This is a genomic window from Trichormus variabilis 0441, from assembly GCF_009856605.1.
Taxonomy (GTDB): Bacteria; Cyanobacteriota; Cyanobacteriia; order Cyanobacteriales; family Nostocaceae; genus Trichormus; species Trichormus variabilis.
This window is the reverse complement of record NZ_CP047242.1, coordinates 2823318-2844659: the sequence shown is the minus strand read 5'-3', so window position 1 is coordinate 2844659 and position 21342 is coordinate 2823318. Positions and strand designations below refer to the sequence as shown.

At 40.9% G+C, this 21342-nt stretch carries 19 protein-coding genes; 12 read left to right on the top strand and 7 right to left on the bottom strand.

Going from position 1 to position 21342, the window contains the following annotated elements; translation table 11 throughout:
* Positions 1-359: 359 nt before the first annotated feature.
* Complete coding sequence (locus GSQ19_RS11575) at positions 360-1130, top strand: response regulator transcription factor (protein WP_010998450.1); 771 nt, start codon at positions 360-362, stop codon at positions 1128-1130.
* An 80-nt stretch (positions 1131-1210) separates the two neighbouring features.
* Here GSQ19_RS11575 and GSQ19_RS11570 read toward each other — a convergent pair whose 3' ends face one another.
* From GSQ19_RS11570 to GSQ19_RS11555, 4 genes are all read right to left on the bottom strand, one after another.
* Positions 1211-1966, bottom strand: a complete 756-nt coding sequence (locus tag GSQ19_RS11570; RefSeq protein ID WP_011318105.1) for an ABC transporter ATP-binding protein — start codon at positions 1964-1966, stop codon at positions 1211-1213.
* Between the two features lie 77 nt (positions 1967-2043).
* Positions 2044-2598, bottom strand: a complete 555-nt coding sequence (locus GSQ19_RS11565) for a hypothetical protein (protein ID WP_011318104.1) — start codon at positions 2596-2598, stop codon at positions 2044-2046.
* 83 nt (positions 2599-2681) lie between these two features.
* A complete protein-coding gene (locus GSQ19_RS11560) occupies positions 2682-3143 on the bottom strand; it encodes a DUF4079 domain-containing protein (protein ID WP_011318103.1) in 462 nt (153 codons plus the stop codon).
* A 219-nt stretch (positions 3144-3362) separates the two neighbouring features.
* Entirely contained in the window at positions 3363-3737 is a 375-nt protein-coding gene (locus tag GSQ19_RS11555) for a DUF1830 domain-containing protein (RefSeq protein ID WP_041456039.1), read from the bottom strand.
* Between the two features lie 519 nt (positions 3738-4256).
* Here GSQ19_RS11555 and GSQ19_RS11550 point away from each other — a divergent pair.
* Both GSQ19_RS11550 and GSQ19_RS11545 read left to right on the top strand, forming a co-directional pair.
* Positions 4257-5846: a photosystem II high light acclimation radical SAM protein gene (locus tag GSQ19_RS11550; protein ID WP_011318101.1), complete on the top strand. Its 1590-nt coding sequence runs from the start codon at positions 4257-4259 to the stop codon at positions 5844-5846.
* Between the two features lie 300 nt (positions 5847-6146).
* Positions 6147-6548, top strand: coding sequence for a ribosomal maturation YjgA family protein (locus GSQ19_RS11545; RefSeq protein WP_011318100.1), 402 nt, complete (start codon positions 6147-6149; stop codon positions 6546-6548).
* Between the two features lie 139 nt (positions 6549-6687).
* Here GSQ19_RS11545 and GSQ19_RS11540 read toward each other — a convergent pair whose 3' ends face one another.
* On the bottom strand, positions 6688-7911 hold the full coding sequence (locus GSQ19_RS11540) for a PrsW family intramembrane metalloprotease (RefSeq protein WP_011318099.1): 1224 nt from the start codon (positions 7909-7911) through the stop codon (positions 6688-6690).
* Between the two features lie 180 nt (positions 7912-8091).
* On the opposite strand from GSQ19_RS11540, the gene GSQ19_RS11535 reads away from it, so the two are divergent.
* Positions 8092-9486 (top strand): DICT sensory domain-containing protein, encoded by a 1395-nt coding sequence (locus tag GSQ19_RS11535; RefSeq protein WP_011318098.1) that lies wholly within the window; start codon positions 8092-8094, stop codon positions 9484-9486.
* Positions 9483-10124, top strand: coding sequence for a pentapeptide repeat-containing protein (locus GSQ19_RS11530; RefSeq protein ID WP_011318097.1), 642 nt, complete (start codon positions 9483-9485; stop codon positions 10122-10124). The genes GSQ19_RS11535 and GSQ19_RS11530 overlap by 4 nt, the downstream gene beginning before the upstream one ends.
* A gap of 42 nt (positions 10125-10166) precedes the next feature.
* Here the strand turns inward: GSQ19_RS11530 and GSQ19_RS11525 are convergent, their stop codons facing one another.
* Positions 10167-10424 (bottom strand): hypothetical protein, encoded by a 258-nt coding sequence (locus GSQ19_RS11525; RefSeq protein ID WP_011318096.1) that lies wholly within the window; start codon positions 10422-10424, stop codon positions 10167-10169.
* A gap of 422 nt (positions 10425-10846) precedes the next feature.
* Between GSQ19_RS11525 and GSQ19_RS11520 the strand changes: the two genes are divergently transcribed.
* The 7 genes from GSQ19_RS11520 (at position 10847) to GSQ19_RS11490 (ending at position 20520) form a co-directional block, all read left to right on the top strand.
* Positions 10847-11512 (top strand): hypothetical protein, encoded by a 666-nt coding sequence (locus GSQ19_RS11520; protein ID WP_011318095.1) that lies wholly within the window; start codon positions 10847-10849, stop codon positions 11510-11512.
* 49 nt (positions 11513-11561) lie between these two features.
* Positions 11562-13535, top strand: coding sequence for an HAD family hydrolase (locus tag GSQ19_RS11515; RefSeq protein ID WP_011318094.1), 1974 nt, complete (start codon positions 11562-11564; stop codon positions 13533-13535).
* A 2-nt stretch (positions 13536-13537) separates the two neighbouring features.
* Complete coding sequence (locus GSQ19_RS11510) at positions 13538-15001, top strand: DUF1802 family protein (protein ID WP_011318093.1); 1464 nt, start codon at positions 13538-13540, stop codon at positions 14999-15001.
* A gap of 407 nt (positions 15002-15408) precedes the next feature.
* Positions 15409-16065, top strand: a complete 657-nt coding sequence (locus GSQ19_RS11505) for a Nif11-like leader peptide family natural product precursor (protein ID WP_011318092.1) — start codon at positions 15409-15411, stop codon at positions 16063-16065.
* Between the two features lie 183 nt (positions 16066-16248).
* Positions 16249-17760, top strand: coding sequence for an AAA family ATPase (locus tag GSQ19_RS11500; RefSeq protein WP_011318091.1), 1512 nt, complete (start codon positions 16249-16251; stop codon positions 17758-17760).
* A 125-nt stretch (positions 17761-17885) separates the two neighbouring features.
* Complete coding sequence (locus GSQ19_RS11495) at positions 17886-18365, top strand: SH3 domain-containing protein (protein WP_011318090.1); 480 nt, start codon at positions 17886-17888, stop codon at positions 18363-18365.
* Positions 18366-18993: 628 nt separating this feature from the next.
* A complete protein-coding gene (locus tag GSQ19_RS11490) occupies positions 18994-20520 on the top strand; it encodes a peptidoglycan-binding domain-containing protein (protein ID WP_011318089.1) in 1527 nt (508 codons plus the stop codon).
* Positions 20521-20810: 290 nt separating this feature from the next.
* Here the strand turns inward: GSQ19_RS11490 and GSQ19_RS11485 are convergent, their stop codons facing one another.
* Positions 20811-21302, bottom strand: a complete 492-nt coding sequence (locus GSQ19_RS11485; protein WP_011318088.1) for a hypothetical protein — start codon at positions 21300-21302, stop codon at positions 20811-20813.
* Positions 21303-21342: the final 40 nt, after the last annotated feature.

Genomic DNA, 21342 nt, shown 5'->3' with positions numbered 1-21342 from the left:
GGCTATTTTTATACTTTTAGGTGCAGGGAACAGTTTGAGCAGAAGGAAAATGTGCTAATTAACTAAATTACAAGCAAATTTAGCCAAAAATTAACGCTGCGTATTCTTTTGCTGATGATCTTGAGGTACATTGTTAGGTTCTAAATGTAAGTCATTTAGCTAAAAGAACTTTTAATAACTATAACAAAAATTTAATAATATTATCAACTGCGCTCTGGACAAGGCATAAACTCAACATTTTGCCAACATAGGCTATAAAAAAACGTAAAGGTAATTGTGGCTAGAGTAACAAAGACTACAAAACCTTGGGCATGGGCTTGTTACTTTGAAATTCATCGACGCTAAGGGGTCTTGCCGCCGTGGGTTCGGTTTGTATTGAAATCGTTGAGGGGAATCCCCATCTGAGGTCGTTGCTGGGTTGGCACTTGCAACAGTTGGAGTACCGTGTGCATCAAGCCGCCAGCATATATCAAGCAAGGGAAGCCTTTTTGAGCCATCAGCCAACTCTGGTCATTCTGGATGCTGATTTGCCAGATGGTGACGGTATTGAATTTTGCCGTTGGCTGCATCGTCAGCAACAGCCGCTAATTCTCATGTTATCTGCTCGGACTAATGAGGCTGATATTGTTGCCGGGTTGAAAGCGGGAGCTGATGATTACTTGAGCAAACCATTTGGGATGCAGGAGTTTTTGGCTAGGGTAGAGGCATTAATCCGCCGCAAGCGTACACCTACTGCTCCTGCTTATTTGGATTATGGTACTTTGCAAATCGATTTAGTCCAGCGCCGTGTACGATTCCAAGGGGAGTTTATCGACCTGACTCCACAGGAATTTAGTTTGTTGTACGTTTTGGCGCAAGCTGGTGGAGTACCTTTGAGCCGATCAGAGTTGCTACGTCGTGCGTGGCCTGACGCTATCGACAATCCGCGTACCATTGACACTCATGTTCTATCGTTACGTAAAAAAGTAGAACTTGATCCCCGCCAACCTAGCCTCATTCAGACTATCCGCAATGTTGGATACAGATTTAACATGGAAATTTTGAATGCTAATCCTCCACAAACACAAGCAAAGTTAACAAAAGAAAGATTTAGCAACCAACGCTCAACACTAAGTGGGCAGAGGGTGTAGAGGAGGTAGGGAATTAGAGGAGCAGGGGAAGCAAAGAAGAATAACTAATGACCATTGACTAATGACTATTGATTATTAACTTAGTTCCATTCTTCATCGGCTTGGTTTTCGGCGTGCATCAACCTCTTTTGTAAGTCAGTCCAGTCGATGTTAGAAGCTGTTTGATCTACCAATAAACGTCCTTGCTGTAAATACAAAAGCCGATTACAAAACATCTGAGTGAAGTCTAGCTGGCTGTTTACCATCACAATTGTTGTGTGATGAGTTTGAGTTAGCTGGGTTAAGACTGGGATGACATCGGAGGCTATGCCAATATCTAGATGAGAGGTTGGCTCGTCTAAGAGGAGGATTTTCGGTTGAATGACTAAAGCACGAGCGATCGCTACGAGCTGTCTCTGTCCAGTCGAAAGTTGTACCTCAGTGCGTCCTAACCAATCACTAGGGATTTGCAGCTGTTCTGCCCAATGACTGACTCGCTGTTGAATGGTCTCTTTGGGCAAACCGCGCAAAACTAAAGGATAAGCTAAGGCTTGCTGGACTGTCATCCCCAGTAACTTTGGCTCTTGTAATACCAGGGTCACTATCTGGCGTAACTGGATAATAGGAATTTGCTGATATTCTTGATTTTCTAGAAAAATTTTGCCGCTATTGGGTTCACTAAGTCGGTTAATGAGACGTAGTAGAGAAGTTTTACCAGCACCGGAGGGACCAATAATTGCTAGGCGATCGCCGGAGTTAATCTCAAAAGAGATATCCTGCAATATTGGGTAGCCCTGGAGTTGGGTTTTTAGCTTGGCAAACAGATTAACTTGTTCTAGCCGTAATTGGGCTGTCATTGGGAATTTAAGGGTGTAGGGTGTGGGGGTGTAGGGGAGAAGTTTTTTACCTAGTCCCTAATCCCCAGTTCCTCATCTTAGATGGCTATAGCTGTGGCGATCGCCCAAGCATCGATTAAAAGTAGTAATAGTGTAAATCCTAATAAAATTAAATACATCCACGGTTGTGCTAAAGGGCGAACATCTGTGGTGTCTATACCTGTTTTGCTTTGGACAATGTTCACCAGACGGGCAAATCCGGCTACGCGCATGGGTAGTAAATAAGCTTTTCCATCTTGACTGAGAAAATAATAAACCAGCCCTCCTTGACCTGTGGAACGGGGTTTAATCTGTTTTACTTCTTTCCAAGGTAAAGACCAACCTTTACGGAAGAATTGGGGAACCCAGACTGGATATGTTACCTGTATTCCTTGGTCATCTACAACTACTCGTTCAGTCAACACCGCATACAAGCCAACAAAACCAATGCTAATTCCCACCCATAACAAAGTCGGTGGTGTAGGTGCGTTTGTCGCCTCTGCTAAGAAAGGTAACGGGACTGTGAGGGCTATGTATAGACTGAGTAAGGTAATCCGAATTAGGGGAGATAGGCGGAAAACAGTAGTTGAATTATCGACTAAATTTGCTGTCACGGCTCAATTAGGCTTATAGGCTTTTAAATTTAGTCTAACCGGGATAGTGAGAGTAGGGGATGGTAGCTGGTCGCTGAATATGTTCAAGGTAAATACTTCTGTACTACACTCCAACCAGTAAGTGATACCCAAGCGAAACCTACAAACAAAATAGTATTTACAGTTATGTGTAACGGCCTAGCCCAAGCTTTCCCGAACCTAATCTGTGTCGCACTCAAGGCGGATAGTAAAACTAATCCCACTACAATTAATCCAGCCCACAAGTGCGATGAGTGACCCAAGAAGCCAAAGTGTCCCAAAGTGCCGATAATTCCGATCGCCAGCAGTAACAACACTAAACTGACCATGCTGACACCCATAATCAAGTGCAGCGTTACCCATTGTGAACGACCCCCAGCAAACACCATAAAACTGGGAACTGTGAGCGAATTTCTTATCCGCCACATCCAAAACCCTGTGGTTGCTAGCAGCACATAAGCCAATAGCGATAATCCCATCGACCACGCGGCTATTTTCCACAGCCAAATAAATGAAGGTAGGTGCATAAAATATTTATTGTAGATGGGAGTGGGACTTTTAAGGGGCAGGGGGCAAGGGAGTAGGGGGCAGGGGGAGCAGGTGAAGCAGGGGAAGCAAGGGAGTAGAGTAAAACAACTGACAATTGACAACTGACAACTGACAACTGACAACTGACAATTAACAATTAACCAAACAAAAAAGCTGCTGAATTCAGCAGCTTTTAATATTTGACTAAAATTATTTTCTTATTCAACGGATGCTAGACCAGCAACTGTTAAAGGTTTTGTATTATTTGTCTGCACTACGGATTTTGTACTAATAGGGTCTGTCCCTACGGAATCTGTATTAAATTCATTGCTGCTAGGTTCGCTCATAATCAGGCGATCGCACGGAATGGTATCAGACAAAATTGCACTTGCCATCATACCTGTATGAATCTCCATTTGCCCTTCGATGGGAGCTTCAAACACGAGGCGTTGTCCAGGAAAAACCACCCTTTCAAAGTACCAGTTGGGAACATTGGTGATGCGAGCGACCTGGATTTTGCTCGTGGCATTAACGTAGCAGCAGAGAACTTTTCCTGATTGCTCAGGTGGTAGAGGATCTAATATTTGAGCCATAACTGCTGAGGAGCTTGTCGCCACAATTTTACATTACACCTGCAAAGTTAACACTGGCTGATCCCAATATGTTGTAACTCCGACTACCAACTGAAATTTTCTACGCTATTTATATCTAAAGATATGTTCAAGTTATGGAATTTATATAAAAGAAATTATTGCCCATGAAATTATACAGTAATAAATATTTTTTCTCAATTTCTGCCTGATTGAATTCATAATCAATGCCATTGACTCACCGTTATTCCAGTTCTGCAATGAAGCCTCTAACAGAAAATTTTCGGTTTCAACCTTCTTATGGCTTAACTATAGGGATCATCGCTTAAGGAATGAACTCAGTGTTATGGTAAAGATATATGAAATTTTTCTTCATAAAGCCAATCTATATTATTTCCATGCCAGGAAAATCTGCTTATCAAGAATCTGCTTAAATGTCAAGCAGGCTTGTAATATACACGTCAGACTAAAACACACTTGGCACATTGACTATTTTTTCAACTCTCCTCAAAAGACGGCAAGATGGAAGTTAAAACACCGATGATGGAAAATCGAATTCTCTACGTTCGCCTTCCTTGTAACCCCATCTTTCCTATTGGGGTTGTTTACTTGAGCGATCATGTCCACAAAATGTTTCCCAACATCGAACAACGGATTTTTGATTTGGGAACAGTTCCACCCTTAGATTACGCCTCTGCCTTGGATCGTTGTATCGACGAATTCCAACCCACCCTATTGGTATTTTCTTGGCGAGATATTCAAATTTATGCCCCAGTGGGTGGACGTGGTGGCAACCCTTTGCAAAACGCTTTTGAATTTTACTACGCTAAAAATCCCCTGATTAAATTACGTGGGGCTTTAGGTGGCTTACGCATCTTCATTGCCTACTATGTAGAGTTGTGGCGTAACCTGGGATTAATTAAACGTGGCTTAAAGCGTGCCGCCAAATATCATGCTGATGCTCGTGCGGTTGTGGGTGGTGGTGCTGTCAGCGTATTTTACGAACAACTAGGTAAAAGCCTACCCAACGGCACAATTATTTCTGTGGGCGAAGGCGAAACTTTACTCGAAAAATTCTTAAGTGGCAAAGAGTTTCGGGATGAACGCTGTTATGTGGTGGGAGAAGCGAAACCACGCCAGCGTCTAATTCACGAACAACCCACCCCACTGGAAAAGAGCGCCTGTAACTACGACTATATCGAAGCTATATGGCCAGAGTTTAACTATTACCTGCAAGAACAAGACTTTTACATCGGTGTCCAAACCAAACGTGGCTGTCCTCACAACTGTTGTTACTGTGTGTACACCGTAGTGGAAGGTAAACAGGTACGTATTAACCCAGCTGATGAAGTCGTGGCAGAAATACGGCAATTGTATAATCGCGGCATTCGCAACTTCTGGTTTACTGATGCCCAATTCATTCCTGCACGAAAATTCATTGATGATGCTGTGGAACTGTTACAGAAAATTATTGATTCTGGCATGACAGATATCCACTGGGCAGCATACATCAGAGCCGACAACCTCACACCAGAATTGTGTGATTTGATGGCAAAAACTGGGATGAACTATTTTGAAATTGGAATTACCAGTGGTTCTCAAGAACTCGTGCGAAAAATGCGGATGGGTTATAACTTGCGGACTGTCTTGCAAAACTGCCGTGACTTAAAAGCTGCTGGGTTTAATGATATGGTTTCTGTCAATTATTCCTTTAATGTGATTGACGAACGTCCCGAAACCATCCGTCAAACCATCGCCTACCACCGCGAATTGGAAAAAATCTTCGGTGCTGATAAAGTCGAACCAGCTATTTTCTTTATTGGCTTGCAACCCCATACCCATTTAGAAGAATATGCTTTTAAAGAAGGTGTCCTCAAACCAGGGTACAATCCCATGAGTTTGATGCCTTGGACAGCCAAAAAACTCTTGTGGAACCCAGAACCTCTTGGTTCATTCTTTGGCGAAGTCTGCTTGCAAGCTTGGCGACAAAACCCCAATGATTTCGGGCGAGAAGTCATGAACATCCTTGAGGAAAGATTAGGGTGTGCGGATTTGGAAGCAGCACTTTCCGCACCAATTGAGACAAAGGATAAACAATTAGTGGGGGTTTGATATAGGACTAGTATTTGATTTTTGAAATATAAGTAGGGTGGGCAATGCCCACCACAATCATCATATGGTGGGCATTGCCCACCCTACAGATACTTAGAGCATTTCCATAATCAAATCGGATTCCCATAGAAGTATTCAGGTATCAACCCTTTCCCTGCGGGAAGGGGTATGGGGAATTCAAATTAAAGACAATCGGGGGTTTTGAACCCCACTAATGGTTGTGGACAGCTTGTAGTGTCACGGTTAAAATCAATGAATCTCTTCCTTGGAAGCGAAATAATTGATAGAAAACCTTAAATAATGCCGCTATTTACGAACATTCGCTGGCGAACCATTGTTTCCCTGGCTATTGTTCTTCCTACTGGACTTTTATACAGCCACTATCGCAATTCTGTTTGGTGGTTGAATCAAGAGGTAGGAGGAATTTTTTATGAGATATTTTGGTGTTTGTTTGCTTTTCTATTTATTCCCACTCGTCGGGCAGTTTGGCAAATTCCTTTATGGGTATTGGTAATTACTTGCCTGTTGGAAGTCATGCAATTGTGGAACCCACCATTTCTAAATTGGGTACGTTCATTTTGGTGGGGAAGAATGTTACTTGGCACTGCCTTCACTTGGGCAGATTTTCCCTATTATTTTATTGGTAGTGGCTTAGGATGGCTGTGGCTACGGCTCATAGTCCGAGACGCGAAGCTAAAATAGTATATTTGTTTTATTTATTTGATTTAAACTGTAATTAGACTATCTTGTTGGGGTACAAAACAGTATATTTCTCCTATATAAAGAGTTCAGTATTTGTTGCAAAATTGCATTTAGTAGCAACGGTAATGCTAACGCAGAATTAGTTTTCAGATTTATCTTGCGGTAATGTCAATCTCTCCAATTCTGCCTGCTGCATTTCTGTTACCATTTGTTGGCTGCGACGCAAATAAGCGACGAACAATAAAATTGTAAAGCTGATGATAACAAGACCAAGGATGCCATCGCTAAATGTGTTGTATGAACCGTGTAATACAGCAGCCAAAGCTACGCCAATAAACATAATTGGTAGCTGTCGAGAACGGTTAATTGCTGCTAGTCCCAAAAAATAACCGACTATTCCAGCTAAGATGGCATGGAACAGGGGTAAGGAGACAAAGCGAATGGTGTTTACCAAGATATAAGTACCAAAGCCTGATTGTCCTCTGACTAAGTTAAAGGCGTAGAGTAAAGAGTAGGAACCACCTTCAGCGATCGCAAATCCTAATCCTGACATAGCCCCATAAAATGCCCCTGTCAATGGTTCATTGAGTTTTCTAGGACGCAGCAAGAATAGATATACTGGCAAGGCTTTGCAAATTTCCTCTAAGACTCCTACACCGAAAATAAACCCAATCAATTGAGGGATTAGTCCTAAGTTCGACTCTGTAGCGGCGTAAAGTAACTGAAATAGGGGAAATTGTTGAATTAGCAGCAGTAAAGGTATGCCCACAATGGCAGTAAACACAATACATTTCAGTGTTTCCCGCCAAGAAAACCAAGCAGGCTTGATTAAATTGTATAAAACTACTCCCCAAATACTGGCGTAATAAATACCGAGTAACCAAGCAGTCTGTTCCAAATTACTGGAGTTAGCAATTAAACCAATGCCTAGAGGGAATAGTCCGAAAAATAATAGGAGTTTGACCGTATTATTACTATATAGTTCGGCACTAAAGACATCTTGGTAAGGAACTACAGAAGCAAATTTAAATGTCCGTAGTGCTGCTAAAAATGTTGCAGTTTCAGACTGTTGTCTGATCAGTGAAAAAGTTTCTTCCCAATCTGGAAAAGATTGATCAGTCCTCAAACCATAAATTCGCACATTAGTAATTAATGCAGGTTGCCACGTAGATAATTCCTGACGAATAAAAGCTACAGATGATGGTTTATCTGGAACCTGTTCAGACTCCAACATCAACTGTAAACAACTATTTTTGATACTAGCTTTGACAGTGATGCCTTGCGGTTGAAAATATAAGCTCATCAATGAGGCGATCGCATTCATATCGCCTTGTTTGGCAAATTGCAAATAATCATTAGTCAAAAGTTATTCTCCTTTACTCCTTTCACGGGTTTGCTAGATTCCCGGCTTTTTCCAGAGGTCGGGGATCTGACAACTGACACACAAAGCACAGTAAACTAAAGATTCAGAAGCATAAATTTATCACCTCTGGATTAAATCCTGTTTTCCTTAGCGCCTCGGCGATTCATATAATCAAACCCCATGTTAGAAGGTTCAATTCTACAACAGCTAGAAGCGTCCCATCGCCACAGCACCAGACCAGTCCGATTCGGGGTGTATTACAAAAATACCCTGGTTGCGCTTTGTCATGCTTTAGAAGACCATATATTGGCGGATGATAATTCACCTTTAGTAATTACTGCCTTCCAACGGGGTAAGTGGTATTTGCAAGAAGCTGAAAGATATGCAGACATCGCTCAGTGCAGTCGCCAAATTGCTATCATGGCAGCGCCAGATGCAGGCTTTGCTGAACATCCCACTAGCCAACTGCCAAATGTCAATTTAGTCCCTTTAGATCCATCCGACCCAGTAGCTCAAGAATGGCATTTGATTATTTTGTCGCCTAAGTACACAGCAATGGTACTTTGTCAAGAATTATCTGATGCTGATTATGGAGTAGGTGGCAGACCGGCTTCTGATGTAGAGCGTAAATTTTATGGCTTGTGGACTTTTGAGCCAGAATTAGTAAAAGAAACGGCAGAGTTAGCGATCGCCCATATTCAAAAATACAACCCAGAATTAGCAGCAAAACTCCTCATTCATGCTCAAGGAATTGAGAACTATGTCAGCACTTCAGAAGACTTGAGTATAGTCGTTTCCCGTGTTGTAGATTACCTGCAAACAGGACAAGAGCAATTATCTATTCCTGCTGCCGTTCGTCAGCAAGCCTTAGATAGCAACTTGGTTTCCAACGAAATCCAGGCATTTTTGCGGATGGCACAGTTGATGGATTTGGCTGATATCACCAATCCACAAGCCGCCGCCGAAGTGGCAACCTTAGCAGAAACTTTGGCACAGCTTTTAGATTTACCTGCATGGCAGATTAAAAGATTAAAACTAGCAGGATTATTGCACCGAATAGATCCACTGCAAAAAGCAGAGAGTATTTTTACACCTGGAACTTCCACACACCACCAAGAATCAGCCCCCAGTTGTCCATTAACTTGCTCTTTAGTCCCAGGAGCGCAAGCATTACGCAAAATGTCAAGATTACGGGCAGTAGCTCAAATTATTACTCATCAAACTGAGTGGTGGGATGGGACGGGGGAACCTGCGGGTTTAGCTGGTGACGAAATTCCTCTAGAGTCGAGAATTTTGGCTTTAGTTGCAGACTTTCAGTGGCAAGTTAACCAAAAAAGAACAGCTAGTGAAAATCGGCAAGAGATATTTGTACAAGCCCTGGAAGAATGCCGACAGCAAGCAAACCGCTTTGACCCTAAACTAATAGATGCCCTGTTTTTATTAGTCATGGGTTTGCAACAAGGACTCGACCTACCCCTAATGACACCAAAAGTCAGCACAGGTATGTGGCTACTTGATTCCCGATGGGATAGCCAAAACAAGACTAGTGAGGAGATGAGTAGTTACCCGCAATGAATATTGACGCTATTAAACTAGGACAACTCAAGCAACTGCCAGGGGCTAATTTAGAAGATGAAGAACTGTCCCAACTGGACTTAAGCCGCATCAATTTAGCTGGCGCTCACCTTGTTGGTACTAACTTTACTCGTTCTAAACTCGAAGGTGGGCATTTAGAGGGGGCAAATTTGATGGGTGCAACCCTTCAAGAAACTGACTTGCGGGCAAATTTGATGGGAGCCAATTTGATGCAGGCAGATTTAACAGGGGCAGACTTGCGGGGTAGTAATTTGCGTGGTGCGAACCTGATGGGAGCTAGACTCAGTGGTGTAGCCTTGGCTGGGGCTTTTTTGAGTGGCGCTAATTTAATGAACGTCAATTTACAGGGCGTTGATTTACGGGGTGCTGATTTGCGAGGGGTTAACCTAACTGGTGCGAACCTGAAAGGCGCAGACTTAAGCCGTGCTGATTTACAAGGGGCGTTATTGAGTGAAGCGAATCTCGAAGAAGCCGACCTGCGGGGGGCGAATCTGGCGGGAGCGAACTTGACTGGGGCTAACTTACTCTGTGCAGAGTTGGCAGGGGTGAATTTACAAGGTGTGAATATAGATAAAGCTTGTTTGGTAGGGACAATATTAGAAATTGGTAATGGGTAATTGGTGATTGGTTGTTAGTATTACCCATTCTCACACTTGATATTATTCGTCCTCGTCTTCGTCGTCATAGCGGTCTCTGCGAGAACGGCTAGAATACTCCCCTTCATCTTCTTCGTCTTCATAACGGTCATCGCGGGAGCGGCGGACATCGCCAGAATACTCCTCTTCATCCTCTTCATCTTCATAACGGTCATTACGGGAGGGGCGATCGCTCTCTTCCCAACGTTCCCGATAACCACGATCTTCGTCTCTGGAACCGCCCATAAAATCTTTGGCTTTACGGAAAAAATCACCCACCATAATCTATCTCCTGGGGAAATTCTGTCTGAGGACAACTGTTGTATATGGTGATCTGATTTGTCATGTATTCCGTCCTACTTTTGAGAGACATTGCGATCGCTCCAAAGAAATAGGCTTGTGGTTAGTACGCTCGGAAAATCATGTAGGGAGAAATTAGGAGCGATCGGCAAAACTTATCGCATTGAAACCTTAATTTCTAATAAGATATCCTGTGGCTTTTATGCTTAGGTAAAATATCAGAAAATTTGTGTCATCAAATATATAAAAAATTACATAGGGTTAATAAAAATATTTGTTTTATTGAACAAAACAGCTATTTTTCGTAAAAAATCAAGAGATTTTTCAATGGTACTTAAGCCAAGTGTGTAAGAAAAAGCAAACTATAATGATGTAATAATCACCAGTTAAACAGGCTACATCACATGGGTTCGGGTAAAGATAGTTTACAGCTTGCCAAAACTAAAACTCGTCTTCTGCTTGCTTTGTGGGATTTGGGGGGAATGCAGCAGGAAGTAAAGAAAGGACAACTCAACAAACGAATTTTATCGAAGGGTAAGAAAGCGGCAGATTATCAGGGTGTATTTGAAGAATTACAGGAACAAGGAGCGATCGCCATCTCTAAGCAAGGATACACTCTAACATCGCCAAAGGGTTTAGAAGTGTTGGGTGAGAGTTTGCGGAGTGGCGAGTTTAAGTTTGAGGGGACTATTGTTGGTACTTGGGCGGCGAATGCGTTGGTGAAGTGGATTAGTCAGATTGATGTTGCGGTAGTTAACACATCTGTACCAGTTAATGGAAAGAATGCGATCGCTTCTTATGAAGAGTTTAAGTCAGTGGTGTTGGAAGTCTACGACAAGTTAAACCAAAACTATAACTTGAATGATTTAGTACCAATTTATCGCATTAGGAGAGAAATTGGCGATCGCGTAAGTCGTGAAAATTTTCATGAGTGGCTGCTGGAAGTACAGGCTAATGACATTTTTCAGTTGATTGCTGGAGAAATACCAGACTTCACTCCTGATAAACGTGAAGATTCAATCACTATCCCTGGGGCAGAATTACGCTCTTACGCCAAACGATTGAGTTAATCAGATAGTTGCAAAAGTCTTGTAGTTCCTCACACTTTACAAAATCACCATGACTAATATTTCTGTTTCTCCAATAGAAGCCGTCAACGCCGCTATTCAAAGCCATAACCCATTTACCAATGCTGGCATCAACACAGAATCAGATGTCTGGCAAAAGAGATTTGACGTAACTACCTTAAATGCCCATGCTTCTGATACTATTTTTCAAGCAATTGATTTGGTGCGTACCAGTCAATCTAGTCAAGATAAAGTAACATCAATTGCCATAACTGCGGCAAAAGGAGTTGGAAAAACACACCTTCTCAGCCGTATTCGTCATAGGCTGGAACTTGATGGTGGTGCGTTGTTCATATATTCAGGTGTCAATAACTATACAGATTTAAATTTAGTTAAATACCAATTTCAGCAAACTTTGGCAGATAGTCTCAGCAAAACTGGAAGTCAAGGAGTAACTCAGTGGCAAGAAGTAGCAGCAGCGATCGCAAATGAAGGTTTCAAAGCTATTAATCCCAATGGTGCAAACCTTTCTTCTCAAGAACTTGTGAACAGATTTGACAAAGTAGATGCAAGTTTTTCAGCGAATAACAAAAATTTGATGAACGCGCTCATCAAACCAGTTCTGACAACAAAGCCAAATGCAGATCCTTATATTCTCAGAGCTATTTTGTGGACTCTTTCAGAAACTAAATCACCATTTGCAATCAAATGGTTGTCTGGTGATGAGTTAGCCAACTCTGATGCGGATGCTCTGGGATTACCAAACCCTAGCAAAACTAATCAAGACAAAGAAGCTGAAGCTCTCAAAAATATTCAGCAAATTTTAAATTTAGTCAGTTACTACAACCCAGTAGTTATTTGTTTTGACGAAATAGATGTCAAAATAAACTGTAACGAGGATGGCTTAACCACGGAAATCGTAATTGCTAATTTAGTTAAAATTCTGCATGATACTCTCGAAAATTATGAACTCGGTCGAGGTGTTGTTATTATCACAGTCATGCTTCCTGAAACCTGGACTAATAGTATAAACAGCATACCGGGTGGTACGCCAAATAGAGTTTCAAAATATACAGGTACAAAACCAATAGATTTACGATATATTGATAGTAATTCTCTGATTGAATTAGTAACTATTTGGCTCAAAGACTTTTACAATGCAAGAAATTTAACTCCACCGGATTTACTCTACCCATTTGAAGTTAATCAACTGCAAGAATTTGGTAAAGGAAGACCAACTATTAGAGAAGCATTAAGATGGTGTGCAGAAAACTTTAAGGTTAAGGGTGAAATTTTACCAATAGACCCATTAGAACGTTTTGAATTGGCTTTAAAAAGAGAAAGTGAGGCAGATATTGGAAATTATTTAGATAATAATTCCTTGATTGCTGATGCTTTGCGCTTTAGCTTTGAAACCCTCAAAGGTGAAATATTAGAAGGTGAGACTTCTACGGGTGAAAGATTGAACGGATTTATCATACAAGCAATTGAGGAATTAGCTCAAAAATCAGCCAACAATGGCTACATTAATTTCAAAATTGTCGCTACAGAAAATGAAAAAAATATCAAGATTGGAGTAGCTATCAGCCAACCTAGTAAATCAATACTATCTACATTAAATCGGCTAACTGATTATCAAAAATTTGATATTAATCGTGGTTGTTTACTGCGTTCTAAATCCAATAAGATTAATAAGGCATCAAAAGCATATAATTTATTAGAAGACCTTGTGTCAAAATTGGGTGGCGAATGGTTAGATTTGAAACCAGAAGAAATAAAACCACTTATTGAGCTTTATTATGTCTATCAAAAGTGCAGTAACTATCAACTTACCGAAGAACAAGTTATCCAATTTTCCCAGAAAATAACTCGTATACATCCTTTGTTACTAGAAATTTTGAGTGAGCCTTCTTGTCAAATTGATGAAGAAGCTATTGAGGGAGAAGAACTAATAAACAGTTTTTTAAATCCGTCAATTAATGATAATACAGATGATTCAGACGCATTGATTGAGTTATTTAATTAAGGATGAGCAAATCAGTTTTTATATACAATGCTCTATGTTTACCTGCTCCTGACACTGAAGCACTAATACAAGGGCGAATTATTGCAGCTATGCCTCGGAAATTCATTAATCCGGGGCAGATTTTTGGTATTTATCCAGCTAATATTTCGATTAACTTATTACCTAATGAAAAATACTACCGTCCAAATTTCTTAAATATTGCTCAAACGGTTAGTGCAAATTTAGGTACTGAAACAGCTTTAATTAAAGCTTGGGCGAAATGTGAAGTTTGCCAAATGCTGAATGCTCGTGAATCTATTGAGGATTTGTCTAAATTAACAATCTGGACTACACAAGCATTACAACAAACTCTTGCACAAAGACCTTATATTTTTTTGGCTTACCTACGCGTATACTTACTACCAGAGCCACAGGAAATTGATATACAAAATCAAAGCCATCACTTTGTACCGTTGCCAAGATCCCTGACTGTGACTGAAGATAATCCAGTGTTAAGCGATCGCATCTTCGCACAACGCAGACAACAACTAGAAAAACTAGAACCCTTACAGCATGAAGAATTAGAAGAATTACAGAGTATTCTAGCCTTGCTTGCAATCAGTAACCCAGTAGCTAAAAAATTAGATGATGATATTCAAATATTTTTAGGTTGGAAAAACACTAAGCAGATTCAATCAATAAATACAGATTTAGCTTGGATAAATGACATTGCTAAATTAGGCGATCGCAGCATAGAGCTAGACGAGAAAAAAAGCAATTACCAAGCTGGTACAGACTTTGAAAATATTACACGTCAAAGTCTAGAATTTTTAGGATTTAAGGTTGAAGATGCTTATAAAGGCGGTGCTGGAGGCTTAGATTTATTCTGTTCACAACCTTACCCTCTGCTTTGTGAATGTAAGGCGGGTAGACTGATTCCCAGTCATACCGTACAGGAGCTTATTAAGCTAGGTGGTATGCACTTAGGCTCAGATAAATTCCTACTTTCAACTAAATTAGTAATTGGCCCAGGTAATCCATCAGCAGATACTCTCAAAGCAGCACAAGAATGGAAAGTAAGTATTATCAATGCTATGACTTTACAAAAGCTAGTTGAATTTTCAGCAAAATATCCTGGTGCTATCAACTTAATTGAAATAAAAAAATACCTAGAACCTGGACAGATTGACTATAAGATTGGCGAATATATTGATAAAGTTGAACAACAGATTAAATTGCGATCGCACATTATCCAAGTACTAAGAAATTACCTTGAACGTACTAAATATGAACGTGCTGGAGTCGAAGCACTTCATGCTGCCTACATGACATCTGATTATCCTCAAGCATTAGAATCTAAAGAACTGCACGAAATTTTGATAGAGCTTTCATCGCCCTTAACAGGCTACTTAGGACGAGTTAAAGGTAGTGATTGGAGGAGCGATCGCTTTTACTACCTCCGCGATTTACCAATAAACTCAAAATAACACCGCATATTTATTTTACTTTTGCATCTCTGTGGTTAAAAATTAACTACAGAGATGCTTCGCATTTACAGACAAATCATAGTGAAAAATGAGCGATCGCCTCTATCACCTCCACAATTTACCAAGCGAGTTGTATTTAAGCAAATATTAAATAATTTATATAAACATTTCGATATATTTAGAAATTATCACTATTTTTAAAAATATAAAATTAGCGATCGCTGAGAACTTTGTCTCAGTAATTTTTTTCTGTCAGCTATAGTTTTTACAGGAAAATATACTTGTACCCTGTGTGCTGGTATTCACAAAAGAAGTTTCATGAATACTGTCGAACATACAGGTTTATAGTTACTACACTGATATTTATTAATACTTTTACAAATATTCAAGGAAAGGAGCTACAAATTATGTACTACCAGATATGGAATTTCTTCTTAAAAGAAGAACGGTATAATTTTTGGAAGAATGAAATAAATCTTTATAATAATCCGAATAAATTAACCTGGCAGAAAGTTATTGATTTTTTTGCTTTTGTGGAGCAAAACTTATTCTTAAAAAGTCAACTAGGAGAAGTTGATACCTTAGAAGGGTTTATTAACTTAGTAGTAGATAATGGATATTGCTTAAAAGCAGAAGAAATTGCTTGGTTCCTCATTACTAGGAAGCAGATTTGGAATTTATTTGATTTAGCGCAAACAACACCGCTACTCAAAGATCAATTACTATCAGCGAAAAATCCACAACAGTTTACTAAAGTGGCTGCTGATTATGGCTATTACTTTTCTGTAGATGAATTAGCTTGGTTGTTAACCGAAGTTAAGTCATCCCCTGAGTTAGTATCTATCAACAATAGCGTTGGGGAAATTTTAACTGTATCCAGCTACGGCAAAATCGAAATTGGATACTGGATTTGGTTAGCAGAAGAATGGGGAATTGTGCCACCATTCTGTCATCGAGTCCAACCAGGAACTTTCTTATCTCAATATATTGATAATCCTTTCTTACCAGATCGCTGTTTTTTACCCAAGAGCTACTTTAAGCAGCAATTAGTCATTAGTCATTAGTCAGTTGTCATTATTCAGTTGTCACTATTCTTTTCCGCCTGATCTCTATTCCCCTAACTCTTCCTATTCCCCAATCCCCAGTCCCCAATCCCCCACTCAACACTAGATCGCATGATCAAATGGGATTTTGGTTAAAGAAAGTTGTACATTGCCTTCAAGAGCAACTAACCATAAACCCTAGATATGAACTTCCGTGAAGAGTTTAAGCTGCTACTGAGAGCGCGTTATCCGTTAATTTACATACCTACCTATGAAGAAGAACGGGTAGAAACTGCTATCCGTGAAGAAGCAGCCAATCAAGGTAATCGCCCAGTATACACTTGGGATTTTGTCGATGGTTATCAAGGTAACCCCAATGATGTGGGATTTGGGCGGCGCAATCCCCTGCAAGCTTTAGAATTTTTAGAGAAATTACCAGCATCAGCGCCAGCAGTCATTATTTTGCGAGATTATCATCGATTTTTGGATGATGTGGCGATCGCTCGCAAACTCCGCAATCTGGCGAGACTGCTGAAGTCGCAACCGAAAAATATTGTCTTATTATCGCCACGCATCGCTATTCCTGACGATTTAACTGAAATTTTAACGGTTGTCGAGTTCCCCTTACCTAACGCCCCAGAAATTAAAGTAGAGATTGAACGTTTACTGCAAGCTACTGGTAATTCCCTCTCTGGGAAAGTTACCGATGATTTAGTGCGTTCTTGCCAAGGGCTATCGATGGAAAGAATTCGGCGGGTTTTGGCGAAAGCGATCGCTACTCATGGCGAATTGCAACCAGAAGACGTAGATTTAGTTTTGGAGGAAAAGCGCCAAACTATCCGCCAAACCCAAATCCTCGACTTTTACCCCGCCACTGAGCAGATTTCTGATATAGGGGGACTAGATAACCTCAAAGATTGGTTATTACGTCGTGGCGGTTCCTTTAGCGAGCGCGCCCGCCAATATGGATTACCCCACCCACGGGGTTTATTATTAGTAGGCATTCAAGGTACTGGTAAATCCTTAACGGCAAAAGCGATCGCTCATCATTGGCACTTACCCCTACTACGCCTAGATGTCGGACGATTATTTGGCGGTTTGGTGGGTGAATCAGAATCCCGCACCCGGCAAATGATTCAGGTAGCAGAAGCCCTTGCACCCTGTGTTCTGTGGATTGATGAAATTGATAAAGCTTTTTCTGGATTGGGTAGTAAAGGTGATGCGGGAACCACTAGCCGCGTCTTCGGCACATTTATTACTTGGCTAGCTGAAAAAACCTCCCCAGTGTTCGTTGTTGCTACCGCCAACAACATCCAAGCTTTACCACCAGAAATGTTGCGGAAAGGGCGATTTGACGAAATTTTCTTTGTTGGTTTACCCAGTCAAGAAGAAAGAAAAGCCATTTTTAATGTTCATTTATCCCGACTGCGCCCCCACAATTTGAAAAATTATGACATTGAGCGTTTAGCATACGAAACACCAGATTTTTCAGGGGCAGAAATCGAGCAAACTTTGATAGAAGCAATGCACATCGGCTTTAGTCAAAATCGAGATTTCACTACCGACGATGTTTTGGAGGCGGCTAGTCAAATCATACCCCTGGCTAGAACGGCTGTAGAGCAGATTCAGGAACTACAAGAATGGGCAGCAGCAGGGAGAGCGCGTCTAGCTTCAAAACAAAGCCCCTTGAGTGACAGCTTTGGCAAGCTACGCTAACACTTCAGTGTAAGTTGCCATAATTAATTTGTGCAAAGTCAATAGTCTCAAGTCTCAAACTGTTGACTATTGACTAATGACTAATGACCATTGACTATTGACTATTGGTAATGAGGTTTTAAATTATGTTTTCCGCCTTGCTTAAGTTCATACTGGGAATATTATTAGCGATCGCAGTTTTATTAGGTAGCGGCGTTGCGGTTGGACTCTATTTCATGAATAGAACCGCCATACCGCCAACCAAGCCTATGTATGCTAATGATACTCCTGCACTCAAAGACCCGGATAGCAAAAAGAATAAGATAGAACCTGTCTCCACACCTCAAGCTAAAATCGAAACGACTCCTACTCCCAGTCCATCCCCCACAGAAACAGAAAAGCCATTGCCAAAAGGTGCTTATAAAGGGCGTATTACATGGCCTCAAGGGGTAAGCTTGAGGGCTGAACCAACTCAAGAGGCTGAACGAGTGGGAGGCGCTGGTTTCGACGAAAAAATTATTGTCTTAGAAGAAAACCCAGATAAACTTTGGAAAAAGGTTCGCGTTGAAAGCACCAAAATAGAGGGTTGGACAAAAGTTGGGAATATTGAACGAGTGGATGAATAATAGTCAAGATTTAAAACATTGTGCCTACAGCACCTCATACCACAAGACGGGGATGATCTAAACCCCGTTTTCAGCTGTGGCTTGGGGCTAAGTTTGGATGTAGGCATCTTAAAACCTGATAATTGAGCATAAGAAAACTACTTTAACGCAAACTTAATTTTTTCATTCAAAATCAGAGCTAATCTGCGCTTAACTTAGCGTTACTCTACGTTTCAAAACTTACATAATTTATCACTTTAATAAAGATAAATTTAGGACTTATACAGTTTCTTGATGTAGCTTGCCTGGCGTAGCCATAGATGCACTTTATTCTGTGCTGTAGAGACGTTGCATGCAACGTCTCTCGCAAGCCCATCTACAGTTATTAAAGCTACATTCTCAGCACGATAGCGACACTGATGAAATACCATAATGTACCAATAACACTGATAACGTGGTATATTTTCTATATAAAATTAAGTGCAAACATAGTAAATCTATATAGATTCAAACCAATAATTGTGCCTTAAGTTCACACATTATTAAGTAACTTTGCTGAACCACCGGAAAATGAGCCGATTGTTGTGATTTTAATCTAGACAAGAACCTTTGTCAGGGAATCCTTCTACCACGAAAAAGCAGGACATCTATGGACACCATCAGTTATTCCCATCTTGCCTCTATTTATGAGGCATCGGAAGATATAGAATTTATTCCCATAAAAGTTAATCTAAAATTTTGGCAATGGCCAAAGTTTTCTAGTAGTGCAGCAATTAGGCTGTTATCTGTAGCCCTGAGTATAAGCATCTTGAGTCTGGCTGGAGAAGCTTTAGCGTTACAAAAAGTAGGCAGTACTGGTTCAGAAGTTGCCGAAATCCAAAGATGTTTAAAAAAATTAGGCTTTTTCAATGGCCCCGTGAATGGCAGATTTGCTAGCATCACCCGTAGTGGTGTGATTGGTTTTCAACGCGCTAATAGACTCGCGGCTGATGGTGTTGTGGGTGGTGGGACACAAAGGGCTTTACAAAGAGCGTGTCGTAGTGCAACTCCTGGAGCTATAAACAGTAGTGACTTGCGGCTAGGTAGCAGAGGAGTAGCCGTTTCCCAATTACAACAGAATTTGCGGCGGTTGCGTTACTTTAACGGCCCCAACACTGGCTATTTTGGCTCAGAAACTCAGCAAGCAGTTATCAGGTTTCAACGTGCCAATCGCATAGGTGCTGATGGTATTGTTGGTAGTCAAACTGCACAAGCTATCAGAAATGCAGCAACTGGTAGCTTAGGTGTTAAATCTCCAGTACTTTCGGAAGGTAGTACTGGTCAAGCTGTCACTAGACTGCAACAGCGTTTACGTCAATTGGGTTATTTCAGCCCTAATCCTACAGGCAATTTTCGCAGTATCACTAGAGATGCGGTCATGGCCTTTCAACGCAATGCAGGTTTACCTATTACCGGAGTTGTCAATCAACAAACGTGGAATGCTTTAGGTGGTGTTGCTCAAGTTCCCAATAGACCGGGTTTATCTACTCCACAGGTGAGAGATTTGCAGCAACGTCTACGGGATTTGGGTTATTTTAATGGCAATCCCACTGGCTCTATTGGTGTAATGACAAGGGATGCAATTGTCCGATTTCAGCGCGATTATCGACTCACAGCCGATGGTATTGCTGATGTGCAGATCCTACAAGCAGTCAGCCGAGTCTGGGAAGACAGATATGCCAACCAGCCTAATAGAAATTTACTCACTGTAGGCGATCGCGGCAACAATGTGAGAGCAGTCCAACAGCGTTTGACACAGCTAGGTTTTTTTACTGGCAGTCTCGATGGTTATTTTGATGAATACACCAGAGCATCTGTAGCCTCATTCCAGCAATATTATCAACTGAACCCCACTGGCAACGTAGATTCGCAAACTTGGCAAGCCCTCAACATCAATGGTTCACCCATCGCAGAGATTTCTTATAATTCTGGTAATAATCGCTATGTGGTCATAGTGCCGATTAGTAATGGCGGGACTCTCAACCAAGTGCGCCGTTACGTACCTAGTGCTTACACATCTAAATCCAATTTAGGAACTTTTGTCAATGCTGGAACCTATAGCGATCGCTCTTCCGCAGAACAAATGTCTAGGATGTTGCGTTCTAATGGTTTAGACGCAAGAGTACAGTATTTTTAACAATTGAAGGCTGACAGTTAACCGTCAGCCTTCAATAAATTATATGACTATGTAAGGGGACTTCCAGATAAAAAAATGTCCAAAATGTAGGGTGCGTCAGTGCGAAAAAACCTAGCTGTACCAAGAAATTATTCATACTGACGCACCCTACTAACCGTCAATTTGGAATAATTTATTTTTTGGTCTTCCCTAATTTAAAAGCGTAATAGCTGATCAACATTCACGAGTTTAATCTCATTCGGCTTCAGGACTTGTTGCCTGGAGTTCATCTATTTTTTAGGGACGACTATCTAACTTTGCTGTTGCCAGCACCAATTAAAAAGTACGCCACCTACTAATAATTTCACCACCTCTAGTATAAAGTAACCACCGTGGAGTAAATTCATCGTTGCTGGAATAGCAGATTCTGTGGCAAATAGATTGAGATTAACTCCAATAGCCGACATTTGCGGAGTAAAAAAATAAGTATTGAGGAGAGCGATCGCCAACAGCATAACGGCGATAACTGTCATATTCACTTTCCCTTGTGTGTGAGTTTTACTCCAAACCAGTATGCCAGTCAATACTACAGCCGCAGATAACAATTCTAAGCGATTAAAAATCCAAAAAATTGCATACCCTGCTGTAGTAAAACCCTCTTGCAACATCATCCCTGAAAGGTAAAGACTAGGCATAATTACCCAATCCAAAACTAGACTAGCACTCAGCCAGAAGCCGAGAGCAAACAAGGTAGCAGTTTGCCAACTCGGATGCTTGAATTCAACTTTAGAAATAGCATTCATAAGAATAATTGCTGGGTTTGTATGTTTAGTTTCTAACTTT

Excerpts from the sequence above, each read along its gene's own strand:
- GSQ19_RS11560 (WP_011318103.1), bottom strand. The coding sequence starts at position 3,143 with ATGCACCTACCTTCATTTATTTGGCTGTGGAAAATAGCCGCGTGGTCG.
- GSQ19_RS11550 (WP_011318101.1), top strand. The coding sequence starts at position 4,257 with ATGGAAGTTAAAACACCGATGATGGAAAATCGAATTCTCTACGTTCGC.
- GSQ19_RS11485 (WP_011318088.1), bottom strand. The coding sequence starts at position 21,302 with ATGAATGCTATTTCTAAAGTTGAATTCAAGCATCCGAGTTGGCAAACT.
- GSQ19_RS11505 (WP_011318092.1), top strand. The coding sequence starts at position 15,409 with ATGTACTACCAGATATGGAATTTCTTCTTAAAAGAAGAACGGTATAAT.
- GSQ19_RS11510 (WP_011318093.1), top strand. The coding sequence starts at position 13,538 with ATGAGCAAATCAGTTTTTATATACAATGCTCTATGTTTACCTGCTCCT.
- GSQ19_RS11570 (WP_011318105.1), bottom strand. The coding sequence starts at position 1,966 with ATGACAGCCCAATTACGGCTAGAACAAGTTAATCTGTTTGCCAAGCTA.
- GSQ19_RS11535 (WP_011318098.1), top strand. The coding sequence starts at position 8,092 with ATGTTAGAAGGTTCAATTCTACAACAGCTAGAAGCGTCCCATCGCCAC.
- GSQ19_RS11515 (WP_011318094.1), top strand. The coding sequence starts at position 11,562 with ATGACTAATATTTCTGTTTCTCCAATAGAAGCCGTCAACGCCGCTATT.
- GSQ19_RS11495 (WP_011318090.1), top strand. The coding sequence starts at position 17,886 with ATGTTTTCCGCCTTGCTTAAGTTCATACTGGGAATATTATTAGCGATC.
- GSQ19_RS11545 (WP_011318100.1), top strand. The coding sequence starts at position 6,147 with ATGCCGCTATTTACGAACATTCGCTGGCGAACCATTGTTTCCCTGGCT.
- GSQ19_RS11530 (WP_011318097.1), top strand. The coding sequence starts at position 9,483 with ATGAATATTGACGCTATTAAACTAGGACAACTCAAGCAACTGCCAGGG.
- GSQ19_RS11520 (WP_011318095.1), top strand. The coding sequence starts at position 10,847 with ATGGGTTCGGGTAAAGATAGTTTACAGCTTGCCAAAACTAAAACTCGT.
- GSQ19_RS11490 (WP_011318089.1), top strand. The coding sequence starts at position 18,994 with ATGGACACCATCAGTTATTCCCATCTTGCCTCTATTTATGAGGCATCG.
- GSQ19_RS11525 (WP_011318096.1), bottom strand. The coding sequence starts at position 10,424 with ATGGTGGGTGATTTTTTCCGTAAAGCCAAAGATTTTATGGGCGGTTCC.
- GSQ19_RS11500 (WP_011318091.1), top strand. The coding sequence starts at position 16,249 with ATGAACTTCCGTGAAGAGTTTAAGCTGCTACTGAGAGCGCGTTATCCG.
- GSQ19_RS11555 (WP_041456039.1), bottom strand. The coding sequence starts at position 3,737 with ATGGCTCAAATATTAGATCCTCTACCACCTGAGCAATCAGGAAAAGTT.